The 14585-nt window shown below is 29.5% G+C and carries 15 protein-coding genes; 2 read left to right on the top strand and 13 right to left on the bottom strand.

Annotation, left to right across the window (positions count from 1 at the left end; genetic code table 11):
• Positions 1-8: 8 nt before the first annotated feature.
• The 13 genes from folK to VJY38_RS08350 all read right to left on the bottom strand — a co-directional run bounded on the left by folK (position 9) and on the right by VJY38_RS08350 (position 12299).
• Positions 9-512: a 2-amino-4-hydroxy-6-hydroxymethyldihydropteridine diphosphokinase gene (folK, locus tag VJY38_RS08410; RefSeq protein ID WP_353680247.1), complete on the bottom strand. Its 504-nt coding sequence runs from the start codon at positions 510-512 to the stop codon at positions 9-11.
• Positions 502-870: a dihydroneopterin aldolase gene (gene folB, locus VJY38_RS08405; RefSeq protein ID WP_353680246.1), complete on the bottom strand. Its 369-nt coding sequence runs from the start codon at positions 868-870 to the stop codon at positions 502-504. The genes folK and folB overlap by 11 nt, the downstream gene beginning before the upstream one ends.
• A 2-nt stretch (positions 871-872) precedes the next feature.
• Complete coding sequence (locus VJY38_RS08400) at positions 873-1784, bottom strand: DMT family transporter (protein ID WP_353680245.1); 912 nt, start codon at positions 1782-1784, stop codon at positions 873-875.
• Positions 1784-2524, bottom strand: a complete 741-nt coding sequence (pgeF, locus tag VJY38_RS08395) for a peptidoglycan editing factor PgeF (RefSeq protein ID WP_353680244.1) — start codon at positions 2522-2524, stop codon at positions 1784-1786. Before pgeF ends, VJY38_RS08400 begins: the two co-directional genes overlap by 1 nt.
• Before the next feature lie 33 nt (positions 2525-2557).
• The gene (locus tag VJY38_RS08390; RefSeq protein WP_353680243.1) at positions 2558-3871 is read right to left on the bottom strand and encodes a trans-sulfuration enzyme family protein; all 1314 of its coding nucleotides are present in this window, start codon (positions 3869-3871) and stop codon (positions 2558-2560) included.
• 104 nt (positions 3872-3975) lie between these two features.
• Positions 3976-4953, bottom strand: a complete 978-nt coding sequence (locus VJY38_RS08385) for a PLP-dependent cysteine synthase family protein (protein WP_353680242.1) — start codon at positions 4951-4953, stop codon at positions 3976-3978.
• Positions 4954-5015: 62 nt separating this feature from the next.
• The gene (gene fmt / locus VJY38_RS08380; RefSeq protein ID WP_353680241.1) at positions 5016-5918 is read right to left on the bottom strand and encodes a methionyl-tRNA formyltransferase; all 903 of its coding nucleotides are present in this window, start codon (positions 5916-5918) and stop codon (positions 5016-5018) included.
• A 23-nt stretch (positions 5919-5941) separates the two neighbouring features.
• The gene (gene def / locus VJY38_RS08375; protein WP_353680240.1) at positions 5942-6490 is read right to left on the bottom strand and encodes a peptide deformylase; all 549 of its coding nucleotides are present in this window, start codon (positions 6488-6490) and stop codon (positions 5942-5944) included.
• Positions 6491-6499: 9 nt separating this feature from the next.
• The gene (locus tag VJY38_RS08370; RefSeq protein WP_353680239.1) at positions 6500-7390 is read right to left on the bottom strand and encodes a hypothetical protein; all 891 of its coding nucleotides are present in this window, start codon (positions 7388-7390) and stop codon (positions 6500-6502) included.
• A complete protein-coding gene (locus VJY38_RS08365) occupies positions 7387-9366 on the bottom strand; it encodes a M1 family metallopeptidase (protein ID WP_353680238.1) in 1980 nt (659 codons plus the stop codon). Before VJY38_RS08365 ends, VJY38_RS08370 begins: the two co-directional genes overlap by 4 nt.
• Before the next feature lie 108 nt (positions 9367-9474).
• The gene (locus tag VJY38_RS08360; protein ID WP_353680237.1) at positions 9475-9867 is read right to left on the bottom strand and encodes an Hsp20/alpha crystallin family protein; all 393 of its coding nucleotides are present in this window, start codon (positions 9865-9867) and stop codon (positions 9475-9477) included.
• Between the two features lie 26 nt (positions 9868-9893).
• Positions 9894-11807 carry a molecular chaperone DnaK gene (gene dnaK, locus VJY38_RS08355; protein ID WP_353680236.1) on the bottom strand — a complete coding sequence of 638 codons (1914 nt, stop codon included), beginning with the start codon at positions 11805-11807 and terminating at the stop codon, positions 9894-9896.
• 57 nt (positions 11808-11864) lie between these two features.
• Positions 11865-12299 (bottom strand): Hsp20/alpha crystallin family protein, encoded by a 435-nt coding sequence (locus VJY38_RS08350; RefSeq protein ID WP_353680235.1) that lies wholly within the window; start codon positions 12297-12299, stop codon positions 11865-11867.
• 259 nt (positions 12300-12558) lie between these two features.
• On the opposite strand from VJY38_RS08350, the gene VJY38_RS08345 reads away from it, so the two are divergent.
• Positions 12559-13326: a biotin--[acetyl-CoA-carboxylase] ligase gene (locus tag VJY38_RS08345; protein ID WP_353680234.1), complete on the top strand. Its 768-nt coding sequence runs from the start codon at positions 12559-12561 to the stop codon at positions 13324-13326.
• 12 nt (positions 13327-13338) lie between these two features.
• Positions 13339-14493: a cysteine desulfurase family protein gene (locus VJY38_RS08340; protein WP_353680233.1), complete on the top strand. Its 1155-nt coding sequence runs from the start codon at positions 13339-13341 to the stop codon at positions 14491-14493.
• The last annotated feature ends 92 nt before the right edge of the window (positions 14494-14585 follow it).

Below are 14585 nucleotides of genomic sequence, written 5' to 3'. Positions count from 1 at the left end.
TGTTATTATTAAATTAGTGAGTAATCTAATTTTCCAATTATATGTTTTTCGATATTTGATAAATCAAATTCACGTATTTTTTTCTTTTGACCTGGTGGAATAAAATCTGGTGCAATTTCTATTAATGGTATCAATGCAAAATCTCTTTTATACACTTCGGGATGTGGAATAATTAAATCATCTGTTTCATAAATTAAAGTATTCAGGAAAAGAATATCAATATCAATTTCTCTTGGTCCCCATTTTTCTGAAGTTTCTTTTCTGCCCAATTCCTTTTCAATATTTTTCAGAAATTTAAATAATCCAATCACACCAAGACCTGTATCAATTTCAATTACTGCATTATAAAAATTTTCTTGATTCAAATTACCATAAGGAGTAGATTCATAAATTGAAGAAGCAGCAAGTACTTTACAGCTTTCAAAACCATTAATTTTTTTAACAGCGGCTCGAAGATAATATAAACGATCACCTTTATTTGAGCCAAGACCAAGGAAAATGTTATTCACCATTTTCTTTAATTACCTCCGCTTCTACATAATCCAGAACACCTCCGACAGGTACATTATGTTTTCGTACTCTGACGGCAATTTTCTGAATTGCAGGATAGCGATTAAGTAATTCATTTGCAATTGTTGTTGCAAGTGTTTCTATTAAATATAATTTTTTTTGATGAACTATTTCTTTAATGAATTTATATACTTCATCGTAATTAATTGTTAATCTCAAATCATCTTTTTCTGCTGCCTTAGAAAAATCCGTGTAAATATCTACATCAGCTTCAAATCTGCCGCCAATATTTTGTTCTTCTTTTAATGCACCATGATATGCATAAAAACTTGCATTTTTTATTCTAATTACATTTATCATATTTACAAAATTTTTTTTGCTTCAAAATATTTTATTAACCCTCTAAAATTAGCAAATAATATTCCTATTAGCACTAATGAACTACCAAGAATTGTATATTCAGTTAATTTTTCATTTAAAACTAAACCACCTAAAATTACTGCAACAATAGGAGTAATAAATGATGATAAAGAAAGAATTACTACATTCATCCTTTTTAGAAGCCAGTAATAAGTAGTAAAAGTAATAACCGTTCCAAAAAAAGATAGAAAAAGTATAGAACCAATTGCTTTATAATCAAATTTCCAGGTAGATGAATTTTCTAATAGAGCTCCCATTAAAATCATAATAAAACCTGAAATAAGAAGTGGTAAAAAATTCATTGATAATGGATTTAAATGCTCTCCATGTTTTTTAATTATAACAGCAATTGATGCTTGCATAAAAGAACTTAACAAAACAGCAAGTATTCCCCAGAAATATCCTTCTATATCAATTAAAAGATTTTCAGAAAAGATAATTATGATACCAATAAAACCTAAAATAACACCTATTAATTGATGATAAGATATTTTATAATTTGGAAAAGCTAAAAATGAAAAAATGATTACACCAAAAGGGAGTGTTGCAAATAAAATCGAAGCCAATCCAGATGGTATAAATTGTTCAGCCCAATAAACCAAACCAAAAGGAATTGAAAATGAAAAGAATGCAAGAATAAAATATAATTTTAATGAAAGCTTATCCTTCTGAAGTTTTATATGTTGAATTCTCATCAAAATATAGATATAAATAGATGCTAAAATAAATCTTATACCTGCAGAAAAAATTGGAGTTAATGAATCAAGTCCAATACGAATAGCAAGCCAAGTTGAACCCCAGATTAAACAAATTAAAATATAGCCAAGAATTATTTTCAAATTTTCTGAAAACATTAAATCTCCCTCATTGCAATTAAGCCTAATGCTCTACCAGAAATTTTTCCATCACGACGATATGAATGTAATAAATCTTTTTCCTCAAAAGTGCATAATTCAGAAATTTCGATCTGTGTTTCAGGAATTCCATTTTTAATTAGCATATCTACATTAGCTGTTTTAAGATCTAAATAAATTTTATCGTGATCAAATTTCAAATATTTTTCATCAAAAAGAGAAGCAACATCTTTCTTAACTTCATAATTTTTTTGTGATATTGCAGGTCCAATATAAACATATAAATTTTCTGGTCTGGAATTAAATTCATTAAATAATAAGTGCAAAGTCTTTTCTAAAATTTTTTTGTATGTCCCCTGCCAGCCAGAATGAATTGCAGATATTATATGATTCTTTACATCGTAAATAAAAATAGTAACACAATCTGCAGACGAAACAATTAATCCAATATTAGGTTTAGTTGTAATCATTGCATCACTAATACCTGCGTAGCCACTGTGGTTTACAATTTTAATTATATCACTATGTATTTGTTTCTGATATGCAATGCTGGATGAATCAATTCCAAGTTCTTTAAAAAATTTCTCTCTATTTTCTTTTACGTTTTCTATTTTATCTCCAACAGAAAAAGACATATTAAAATAATAAGGTTCTTTTCTGTTTAATCCTATTTTTGTAGAGAATCCAAAAATAATTTCTGGAAATTTTTTAAATAAGTTACTCTGAATAATCTTTATCATTTTTAATAATCAGCAAAAGTACTGGATTTAATGCTAAATTATTTCAAGACATTTTTCCAGGTCATAAATTATATCATCAGGATTTTCAAGACCAATAGCCAATCTAATTCCTCCTGGATCAATTCCTCTATCTTCAAGTTCATCAGGAGGAACAACTGAATGTGTCATCGATGCAGGATGTTCAATAAGAGTTCGAGTATGACCAAGACTTACTGCCAGAGTCATTGTATAAGCAAAATCTGCTGCATAATCCATAAACTTTCTTCCATTTTCTTTACTTTCAATTGCTGTATTCCCTTTAATAACAAAGTAGATTAAACTACCTGGAGCAAATTTGCCATTAAAATCTCTCATTTGTTTTTTAGCAAGTTCATAAAACTTGAAATTTGGTAATCCTGGATAGTTAACAAATGCAATTTTAGGATGAGAATTAAGATATTCAGCAATTTTTGTTGCAGTATTAATTTGTTGTTTTAGACGAATCGGCAAAGTAGGTAATCCATAAGTTAATATTGACCACGCACTTTTGGGATTTAGCACTCCACCAAAATCTTTGCGATATAAATAAAGTAAATCCTGATACTTCTTTTTTCCAATAACAATTCCTCCCATATCGGTACCAAATCCACCAATCCCTTTAGTAAGAGAATGAACTACAAAATCAGCTCCAAACTCAATTGGACGCTGGCAGAAAGGAGTTGCAAATGTGTTATCAATTACAATATGAATTTTGTTTTCTTCGGAACGAGTATTGTTTACGTCGTCAACTATTTTTCTTACCTGTTCAATGTCAATCAATTCAAGGTTTGGATTGGAAGGGGTTTCAAAATAAACTACTCTGGTTTTGGGTGTAATAAAATTATATAAATTCTGAGCTACAGTTAAATCTATAGGTATCCATTTTATATTGTAGCGAGGATACCAGTTACTCAAAAGAGATAAGGTACAGCCATAGAGAGTATTATGAGTAATAATTTCATCGCCAGATTTTGTTAGAATACCAAGCACAGCTGAAATTGCTCCCATACCACTAGCAAAACTTACAGCCATTTCACCTTTTTCAACATAAGCTAAATTTTCTTCGAGCATATCTTTGTTTGGTTCGCCAAGTCGATCATAAATAAAAATAGGAGCTTTATCACCAAACTCCTGAGTATGAGCAAATCTCATAAAACCTTCTGCACCTCTTTCAACAGAATCCAGACGGAATGTTGTGGAAGAAGAAATTGGAGCTGTAACGTGGTGCGTATAATCCCATTTATCAGTAATATACTTTCCATAAATTAAATGGGTATCCATAGAATACTTAGATTCGTCATACTTATTATTTCTGGCATTATTTGCCATAAATCCTCCAAATTTTCTAAACGAAAATTAAAGAAAAGAATTCTGGAAAACTATTTATTAGTTAAAGGGATGAAATATTATAATTAGGTAGTTAACAAAAGTAGTTAACAAAGATTATTTTCTCTTAACCAATCATCATTATAAATAGTTGAAAAATATTTATAGCCACTATCGTTTATAATTGTTACTATATTTGCTTCTCTATCGATTTCTTTGGCAAGTTTTACTGCACCCCAAACATTTGCACCAGAAGAACCTCCAGCAATTATGCCCTCTTCATAAGCTAATTTTTTTGTCCACCCAATTGCTTTTTTATCATCAATCTGATACATATCATCCAGTAAATCGAGTTGAGCTGTTTTGATTAAAAATTCATCACCCATTCCTTCAATTAAATAACGGGATGGTTTAATAAGTCGTTTATTCTTAAAATATTCATAAAAGATAGAACCAACTGGATCAATACCAATTACTTTTATATCTGGATTTTTTTCTTTTAAGAATTTTCCTGCACCTGTAATTGTTCCTCCAGTACCAATTGCACCAATTAAATAATCTACTTTTCCTTCCATCTGTTCCCAGATTTCTGGACCTGTAGTCATATAGTGAGCTTCGTTATTATCAAGATTGTTATGTTGATCAATATAATAAATTGTAGGATCGTTCTTAGCTAAATTATAAGCATAATTATTATAAGATTCAGGATGTTCTGGTGGTAAAGATGCATCAACTTTTATAACATCAACACCAAGTATTTCAAGCATCTTTATTTTTTCTTTACTTGTTGTATCACGAATTACAATTTTTAATTTATAACCTTTCTGTCTGCATACAATTGCAAGTCCCATTGCAGTATTACCAGATGAATTTTCAATTATTGTATCACCTGGTTTAATCTTTCCCTCTCGTTCTGCTTTTTCAATCATATATTTTGCAATTCTATCTTTAATGCTTCCTCCAGGATTCATAAATTCAAGCTTTGCATATATTTTTGCTTTTAATCCTTTAGAAATGTTTCCTAATTTGACGATTGGAGTTCTTCCAATTGCATCAAGAATATTGTCATAACAAAAATTTCTCATTATTTACTCTTATTTATTTTGATTTTGTTAATTATTTCAGAATAAAAAACTCATTAATTTTTTTAATTAAGATTATATCCTCTTAAGAATTCATCTGCTCTCATTCTTTTTCTTCCTTCCATCTGAAGTTCTAAAATTTGAATTGTACCTTTAGATGTTCCAATAAAAATTTCATTTTTTGTTTGATAAATTTTTCCCTGCTCTAAATTTAGATTATCAACAACTTTTGTTTTAAATACTTTGAAGATTTTACCATTTCTTTCAAAAAAAGCACATGGAGAAGGAGATAATCCTCTAACAAGATTATGAATTTCTATCGCACTCTTTGACCAATCAATTTTACAAATCTCCTTTGTTATTTTAGGAGCTGGAGTAGATAATGATTCATCCTGCTTTATTAATTGATAATTCCCTTTTTCGATAAGTTCCAGAGTTTTTATTACTGCATCTGCTCCAATTATCATTAATTTATTGTGTAAACTTCCATAATCATCATCATCATTGATTTCAATTTTTTCTTGTAGAATTATATTACCTGTATCAACTTTTTCTTCAATAAAAAATGTTGTTACACCAGTTTCTTTTTCTCCATTTATTAATGCCCATTGAATTGGTGCAGCTCCCCGATATTTTGGTAATAAAGATGCATGAAGATTGAAAGCTCCTTTAGAAGGTAGTGTATAAATTTCCTTTGGTAAAATTCTAAAAGCCACAACTATGAATAAATCAGCATTTATTTCTTTTAATTGATGAATAAAATTTTCATCTTTCAAAGAAGCAGGTGATAAAACATTTAAACCTTTTGCAATTGCAAATTCTTTTACTGGTGTAGGTAGTACTTTTTTTCCTCTGCCACGTTCTTTGTCTGGTGCTGTAACAACTAATTCAATAGAATGTTTTGTGTTTAATAATTTTTCTAATGAAGGGATAGCAAATTCTGGAGAACCCATAAAAACAATTTTCAATTTATGCTCCACTCAAAATAATATTAATCTTCAACGATAGGATAGTCAATTTTTATTTCTCTTCTTTTAATCTTTTTTAATTCTTCTTGAAGTTTTTTCTTAATTTCATCATTAACTCTGTCTGGAATAAGTTTTCCAATTAGATGATCGTATTCATGTAATATAACACGGGCAAATAAATCATCTGCTTCAAGTTCAACTTCATTTTCGTCTGGATCAACAAATCGCACTTTGACATGTTTTGGTCGTTCGACATCTGCTCTTAAATTTGGTAGACTCAAGCATCCTTCTTCCATAATTTCAGTTTCTTCTGATTGAAGAACTATTACAGGATTTATCATTACTACCGGCTTGAATTTTTCATAGCCATCGACACCTTTAAGATCCACAATAAACAATGAATCATTGAATCCTACCTGATTTGCTGCTAAACCAATTCCATTAGCATTTCTCATAGTGTCGAACATATCTTTAATTTTTTTTATTAATTCATCAGATACAGCATTAACCGGTCTGGTTTTCTGTCGTAATATTTTATTACCATAAATTGTTATAGGTAAAATAGCCATCATAATTCCTTTCTATTCTTCTGTAGTCACAATATCTGCAGCGAGGTCTTTATAAATGATTACTTCGCTCGAGCAGAATAACATTCGAATTAATAGTCGAAAAATAATTAACATTTGTTGAATAATAAAGGAAAGTATTAAAAAGTAGTATGGTGTTCTGGGAATTTCTATTACAATTAAATTATACATTAGAGAGCCAATTGCTGAAAATATTGCAATAAGTAGAAAAACATAAAAAATTAGAGTAAAATTATTTTTAATAAACACGGTCGTGGAAATAATTTCTTTAATTACCTTTGTTTTATCTTTAAGAGCTAATGATACTTTTGTATAATCAGAAATTAATGTAATTATTCCAATAAAAAATAATAATAAAACATATCTCAAAAAGCGGATAAAAAATTCAGTCTTAATAAATTCTGTATTTGAAAAAATAAGATTGATAGCATCACCAAATAAATCATTTATAAAAAAAGCAACGATGTAAAAAATTAGTGAAATCAAAAGTACTTTGAAGAATCTAAAAAAGTATTTTACACCACCATAGAAAAAATCTACATAATGATTTTTTTTAAACTGATTGAAGATAGATATAAGTCCCCCAAGATAAAAAGTTTGAATTATAGTATAAATACCTGCAACTGTATAAATAGCCCATGGGATTTGATCTAAAGGAATTTTATATAGATGTCTAAATTGCAAATACCAGAAGTAATTAAAGCCAGAGCTAAGTTCATCACTTAATAGAGAATATTTTAGACTATTGAGTAATAAATTATAAATGGGAATACTTAATACCAATGCAAAAACTGAATTTGTAAACCAGAATAGTATAACAAATTTTACATTATAAAATACTGTTCTTATTGAATTATTTAATATTTCCCTGATATTTGATATCATCCTATACTTCCAAGAATCATTAATGCATTTTGAACCCAGAAGAACCAGCGTAGAGCTATTGATATCGATGCAGCATATCTTGGTTCTAATGTATATGAATTATTTGCAAAATTTATATCCAGCATATTTTTACGAAGCGGATCTATTTCTGCAGCAATAACTTTATTTATAGTAGTGAACTCAAAAATTTTCCACTTTTCTTTTCCATCCCATTTTTGATAAAGTGTATCCTTATCTGTATAGAGTGCTATATCACATTTAAAAATTCCATCACCTAATCTTTCGACTAATATTTGATATTTATTAGTAGATATTTTTTTAATCCAGGATATTTGATAATCAAAAACTCTTGAATTATATAATATATTCTCCCAGAACCAGCTCATATCTTCATTTTGTATTGAATTAACTTCATCAATAAAATTCTGTGCTTTTGGATGTTTATATTTATACTTTTCATAATAATTACGAAGTACCAACATCATTTTATCAAATCCAATATATCTTTCAAGCGAAAGCAACATTAATTCAGGTTTATCATAAGAATTGACAATGTACGAAAGTCTGGATGGAAGTTTGTATGAAGTATCTGAGATAGAACCAACATTAAGGTTTTGATAATAATTTTTAATACTTGTTACACCTTCTGTAACTGGAATATCGGCTACAGTATAAATTAAGGGAATATCATAAAGTGATAGAAAATTCAATCCATAAACAGGAATATATTTGAGTATTTTAAAATTTTCGAGAATATCTGGATAATACTTATACATTATTTTTGTTGATAAATAAGAAGCAAAACCTTCATCAAGCCAGGCTTCATAAACTTCGTTATTAGCAATTAAACCATAAAAATATTGATGTGCAAATTCGTGTGTTACAAGATATTCAGGAGAACCTGTTTTTACTGGTGAAAACAATCCAACATTTACAGTAAATAAAGTTGGATATTCCATTCCACCAGAAGCACTTGAGTGTGGAACATCTATTAGTGAAATGTTCTGGTAAGGATAAATTCCAATATAATTTTCAAAATACTCAAGACAATTCTTCACACACTTAATATATCTTTTTACATATCTTTCATTTTCTGGTTGAACAAAAGCATTAATAGTTATAATCGATCCATCTTTACGAGAATAAAAATCTTTTACAAACAAAATTTTGTCTGTAGCCATCCAGACGAAATCGTGTACACCTGCTTGAGTTATTTTATAAGTAGAAAAGTTTTTATCTGAAATTTTTTCTTTTATTGTTCCTGTTGAAGCAACAACATAATTAGAAGGAACTTTAATATTCACATTATAATTACCAAAATCAGAATAAAAATTAAGATATGGATGATATTGACTGCATATCCACTTACCATTTTCAAAAACACCAACTTTAGGAAACCATTGAGATATGAAGTAAAAATTTCTGTTTGCAGCTCTACCAAATCTTTTTACTGATACTGGAATTTTCAATGAATACTCAAAATATATTTTTACAGTATCGTATGGATAAACAATTCTATCTAAAATTACTTTTGCAACAGTACTATCGTGTGGATTTTTAATTTCTGGCTGGAAATAAATTAATTGGTTTGGTTTCCCATCAATTTTGAAATTTTTTATTTGAATTTCGGTTCTATTTTCATCACTTAATTGAAAAGCTTTTGCGAACAAAGTTTTATTACTTTTATACGCATTAGCATAAAAATGAAAATGAATTTCATTGGTGGGGACATTGGTTTTATTAATCCATTGAATTTCTTCTTTTGCGATTATTAAATGTTTTGATGGAATAAGTTCGACATCAATATTGTAATTTGCAATATGATCAACTTTATTAAATTCCGATTTAAGAATTCCATTAATATAATGAAAGGTATCCTGTTTGTTAATTCGTTGATAATAATCAGCATCAGTTTCATAAAGATAAAGGATACCACAAAATAGAATAAAAAAAATCAGAAGAAATAAATTTTTCATATACAGGAAACTTAAGAACAACAGGATATTATTTCAATTTTAAAATCAAAAAGGCTATCCAGAATTATTTCCGCATTAGAATATTATTCTGGATAGCCTATTCAGGAATTACTTAATTTCGATTGTCTTTGGTTTTACTCTTTCGTGTTTAGGTAATTTTACTTCGAGAACACCGTTTTCAAAACGGGCATCGATTTTTGATTCATCAATGCTATCAGATATTTTGAAGCGACGATAAAAGTTACCTGTTTCGGTTTCTTTAAGAACATATTTACGATTAATAGCTTCATCATAATCGATTCTGCCCATAATTACAAGATGATCGTCTTCAAGTTTAATTTTTAGATTTTCTTTTTTTACACCAGGTAAATAAGCATTCAAGATAAAATCATTATCAGTTTCATAGATATCAACCAGGGGAGCAATCCAGCACTCTGTTTCGAGTGCTTCGTCCCAGCTTTTTTGTGTTTTAACTTCTTGAACATCTTTAACTTCTGTCATATTCACCTCCATATTTTTATTAAACTTTATTTTTTATCATCATCAACAACTTCATAGGAAGCATCCTGGATTTCACCATCATCTTTACCAGGACGTTCGGATTTAGATTTAGTTTCTGTGCCAGCTTGAGAGTAAGCACCTTGTTGAGAATATAGTTGTTGAGCAATTTCATTCCAGACTCTGGTTAATGCATCAGCAGAACTTTTAATTCTATCGGTATCATTTGTTTTAAGAGCATCTTCTACTTTTTGAATTTCACTTTCTAATCTATTTCTTTGTTCAGATGTTAATTTATCTTTAAGTTCTTGAATTTGTTTCTTAGTCTGGAATACAAGATTATCAGCATTATTTCTAATTTCAGCAGCTTCTTTCTTTTTCCTGTCCTCTGCTGCATGTTCCTTAGCTTCCTGTTTCATTCTTTCAATTTCTTCTTTAGTCAAGCCACTTGAAGAAGTTATTCTTATGCTTTGTTCTCTATTAGTAGCTTTATCTCTTGCAGATACATGAAGTATTCCATTAGCATCGATATCAAAAGTAACTTCAATTTGAGGAACACCGCGAGGAGCAGGTGGTATTCCATCAAGATGAAATCTACCAAGTGTTCTATTATCAGCTGCCATTGGTCTTTCACCCTGTAGAACATGAATTTCTACAGAGGGTTGATTATCTGTAGCTGTCGAGAAGATTTCACTTTTTCTTGTTGGAATTGTTGTATTAGCCGGAATAAGAACAGTCATTACACCACCTAAAGTTTCAATACCGAGAGAAAGTGGTGTAACATCAAGCAACAATACATCTTTAACATCACCAGCCAGTACACCACCCTGAATAGCAGCTCCAATTGCAACTACTTCATCCGGGTTTACTCCTTTGTGTGGTTCTTTACCAAATATTTGTCTTACAATTTCTTGAACTTTAGGAACACGAGTAGAACCACCAACAAGAATTACTTCATCAATTTGAGAAGGAGTAACACCGGCATCTTTCATAGCTTTTTCGCAGGGTGGAATTGTTCTCTGGATTAAATCATCTATTAATTGTTCAAATTTTGCTCGAGTTATAGTAAAGTTTAAGTGTTTGGGTCCATCTTGAGTAGCAGTAATAAATGGAAGATTAACATCAGTTTGCATTGAAGAAGATAATTCAATTTTTGCTTTTTCAGCAGCTTCTTTTAATCTTTGAAGAGCCATTGGATCTTTTCTTAAATCTATACCTTCTTGTTTTTGAAATTCATCTGCTAAATAATCAATCAATCTCTGATCGAAATCATCACCACCTAAGTGTGTATCGCCATTAGTAGATTTAACTTCGAACACGCCTTCACCAATTTGAAGAATAGAAATATCGAAGGTACCACCACCTAAATCATAAACAGCTACAATCTGGTCTTTATGTTTTTTATCAAGTCCATATGCAAGAGCAGCAGCAGTAGGTTCATTTATAATTCTTCTTACATGCAAACCTGCTATTTCTCCTGCATCTTTAGTTGCCTGTCGTTGAGCATCATTAAAATATGCAGGAACAGTAATAACAGCTTCTGTAACTTCGTGACCAAGATAATCTTCTGCTGTCTTCTTCATTTTTTGAAGAATCATAGCAGAAATTTCTGGTGGTGAATATAATCTATCTCCAATCTTAACTCTTGCCGAACCATTTTCGCCAGCAACGACTTCATATGGAACTTCTTTAGTTTCTTCATCAACTTCATCAAGTCTTCTACCCATAAATCTCTTAATAGAAAATATTGTATTTTTAGGATTGGTAACCGCCTGTCGTTTAGCAGGTTGACCAACCAATCTTTCACCTGTTTTTGTGAAAGCAACAACAGATGGGGTAGTACGTCCACCTTCTGAATTTGGAATAACTACAGGTTCATTTCCTTCCATAACAGCAACGCATGAGTTTGTAGTTCCTAAATCAATGCCAATAATTTTTCCCATATTTCTTTCTCCTTTTTTAATTAACTTTTAAAAAAATTAAGATAGAGTTGAAGTAAATTACTTCAACTCTATTACTTTTTCATTTTTAGGTTTTGGATTTAATTTTTTCATATTAATTCTAAGCGTACCGTCTTCAAACTTAGCTTCAATATTATCTGCATCAACTTCTGTAGGTAATGTGAAGCTACGTTTGAAGCTTCCAAAAACTCTTTCTGAACGGTAATAATTTCTTCCTTTCTTTTCTTCTTCTTTTTTCTTTTCACCTTCTATTGTTAAAATATTATCTTGCAATGTGATTTTTAAATCTTCTTTTTTTACGCCTGGAATTTCAGCAACAACATTTATATTATTGTCGTCTTCCGAGATATCAATTCTCGGATTAAAATTATCGGTAAAGGGGAAACCAAAATTTGCAAAATCTTCGAAGTATCTTTGAATTCTGTCATGTAAGGTTTCGAGTTCTTTCAAAGGTTCAAATTTTATGAGTGTCATGGCTACCTCCTTTTTTTGTTCTTTGCCTAATTATAAACAAATGGTATGCCAGATAATTTATATTTCTATAACTTATTGATTTACAATAAATTATAGAAATTATGACTTTATCTTAACTTTTTACAAACTTGACAAACGTTTGTCAACTATTGACAAAACATATGTAAACTTGACAAAGATTTGTCAACTAATTACAAAGTTTGGCATAATTGCAATAAAATTTTTAGAGTTTTATAAAATTTTAATTCAGGAGGTAAATGTGTTCAATATTGAAGAATTTGACATCAAACTCGATACTGAATTTATTGGTCGCAATTTTATTTATTGCGATGAAGTGGATTCAACAAATACAATGTTGTTAACAAATAATGAATTTAATCGTGATGGAACAGTTCTATTAGCAGAATATCAAAGTAAAGGTAGAGGCAGAAAAAACAGAACCTGGGTAAGTAATGCAGGTCAGAATTTAACATTTTCAATTTTATTGAAAGGTGATTTTAAAGAAAAGAAAATTAATTTAATTAATCTGGCAAGTTCTCTATCGGTTGCACAATCACTTGAAACTTTATATCAATTTGATGTTGAACTTAAATGGCCTAACGATGTTTTAGTTAATAAGAAAAAAATTGCAGGTATATTAATCGAATCATCTTCAAAAGGTAACAAAATAAACAAAATAGTTATTGGAATTGGGATTAATGTTAATCAACCAAATTTTCCAGGCAAATATGATATTCAACCAACTTCTGTTAGAAAAGAATTTAAAGCTATTGTAAGTAGAGAAAAATTATTGAGTGATGTATTAAATAACTTTGAGAATAATTTGCAACTGGTAAAAGATGCTCCAGATAAAATATTAAACGATTGGCGTAATAGATGCAAAATGATTGGTGGAAAAGTAAAAATTGTTATGGATGATAAAGTAAAAGTTGGATTATTTGATGATATAGATGAAAGTGGTTTTTTAATTTTAAAAATTGGAGACAAAGTAGAAAAAATTCACTATGGCGATGTAAGCTTAAGATAGAAAGGCATATACATGAAAGTTTATTTTGACAATGCTGCTACAACTCCTCTTCATCCAAAAGTATTTGAAAAAATGAAACCATTTCTTACAGAACATTATGGTAACCCATCTTCAATTCATTCATTTGGAAGAAAAGTAAGAGTAGCAATTGAAGAAGCAAGAGAAATAATAGCTGATTTCATTAATGCTAAACCTGGCGAAATATATTTTACAAGCGGTGGTACCGAAGCAAATAATTTTGTTATCTCCGGGATTGTTAAAACTGAATTCAAAGAATCAGGGAAAAGAAAAATTTTAACCTCGAGCGCAGAACATCACAGTGTTTTAGATACATTTTATCAATTAAAAGAAGATGGCTTTTTAGTTCAAATGTTTGATATAGATAAAAATTTTAAAATACAATTAGATGATATTAGCAAAAAGATTGATGATGAAAGTTCTTTTATTTCAATAATTCATATCAATAACGAAACTGGAAGCATTAACCCAATTAAAGAAATCTCTGATATTATAAAAAATAAAAACATTTATTTTCATACAGATGCTGTTCAAAGTTTTGGGAAAATACATATTGATGTTAATTCATTGGGTATACATGCTCTAACTGCATCAGCTCATAAAATTAATGGGCCAAAAGGGATTGGCTTTGCATATGTAAAAAGTGGTACTCCTCTATCGCCACTTATCCATGGTGGTTCACAGGAAAGAAACAGACGTGGTGGAACAGAGAATGTCGCCGGTATTATAGGTTTTGCAGAAGCTATAAAAATTGCTAAAGAAACCATGAATGAAACAGGTGAACATGTAAAAAAATTAAAAGATGAATTTATAAATGGTATAAAAAATCTAGATAAAGATTATATTCTAATTAATAGTGAAAAAGATAGTTCTCCTTATATTTTGAATATTACATTTCTTTCTGAAAAATATAAAAACGATGCAGAAGCAATGTTGATGTTTTTAGATATCAATGGCATAGCTGCATCAAATGGAGCAGCATGCACATCAGGCACACTAAAACCATCGCATGTAATATTGAACTCAGGTTATAAAGAAGAAGATGCAGCTGGTACTATAAGATTTTCATTTGGAAGTCAAAATACTCTTGAAGAAGTTGAATATACACTCGAAGTAATTAAAAAAATGATACAAAAATTCAGAAAATAATTAAAACTAATATTCCCTGAATTGACTTTTTAAGTAGAACACTTTAGAATTATTTCTACTCCAAATAATTCTAAAGTCTTATTAAAAAACTA

Source organism: Rosettibacter firmus, assembly GCF_036860695.1.
Lineage (GTDB): Bacteria > Bacteroidota > Ignavibacteria > Ignavibacteriales > Melioribacteraceae > Rosettibacter > Rosettibacter firmus.
This window is presented reverse-complemented; position numbering and strand designations above follow the sequence as displayed.

Bases quoted from the DNA above. Each gene is read 5' to 3' on its own strand.
- folK (WP_353680247.1), bottom strand. From the start codon at position 512: ATGGTGAATAACATTTTCCTTGGTCTTGGCTCAAATAAAGGTGATCGT.
- VJY38_RS08350 (WP_353680235.1), bottom strand. From the start codon at position 12,299: ATGACACTCATAAAATTTGAACCTTTGAAAGAACTCGAAACCTTACAT.
- VJY38_RS08400 (WP_353680245.1), bottom strand. From the start codon at position 1,784: ATGTTTTCAGAAAATTTGAAAATAATTCTTGGCTATATTTTAATTTGT.
- VJY38_RS08385 (WP_353680242.1), bottom strand. From the start codon at position 4,953: ATGAGAAATTTTTGTTATGACAATATTCTTGATGCAATTGGAAGAACT.
- folB (WP_353680246.1), bottom strand. From the start codon at position 870: ATGATAAATGTAATTAGAATAAAAAATGCAAGTTTTTATGCATATCAT.
- dnaK (WP_353680236.1), bottom strand. From the start codon at position 11,807: ATGGGAAAAATTATTGGCATTGATTTAGGAACTACAAACTCATGCGTT.
- VJY38_RS08365 (WP_353680238.1), bottom strand. From the start codon at position 9,366: ATGAAAAATTTATTTCTTCTGATTTTTTTTATTCTATTTTGTGGTATC.
- VJY38_RS08390 (WP_353680243.1), bottom strand. From the start codon at position 3,871: ATGGCAAATAATGCCAGAAATAATAAGTATGACGAATCTAAGTATTCT.
- VJY38_RS08340 (WP_353680233.1), top strand. From the start codon at position 13,339: ATGAAAGTTTATTTTGACAATGCTGCTACAACTCCTCTTCATCCAAAA.
- def (WP_353680240.1), bottom strand. From the start codon at position 6,490: ATGATGGCTATTTTACCTATAACAATTTATGGTAATAAAATATTACGA.
- VJY38_RS08370 (WP_353680239.1), bottom strand. From the start codon at position 7,390: ATGATATCAAATATCAGGGAAATATTAAATAATTCAATAAGAACAGTA.
- VJY38_RS08360 (WP_353680237.1), bottom strand. From the start codon at position 9,867: ATGACAGAAGTTAAAGATGTTCAAGAAGTTAAAACACAAAAAAGCTGG.
- pgeF (WP_353680244.1), bottom strand. From the start codon at position 2,524: ATGATAAAGATTATTCAGAGTAACTTATTTAAAAAATTTCCAGAAATT.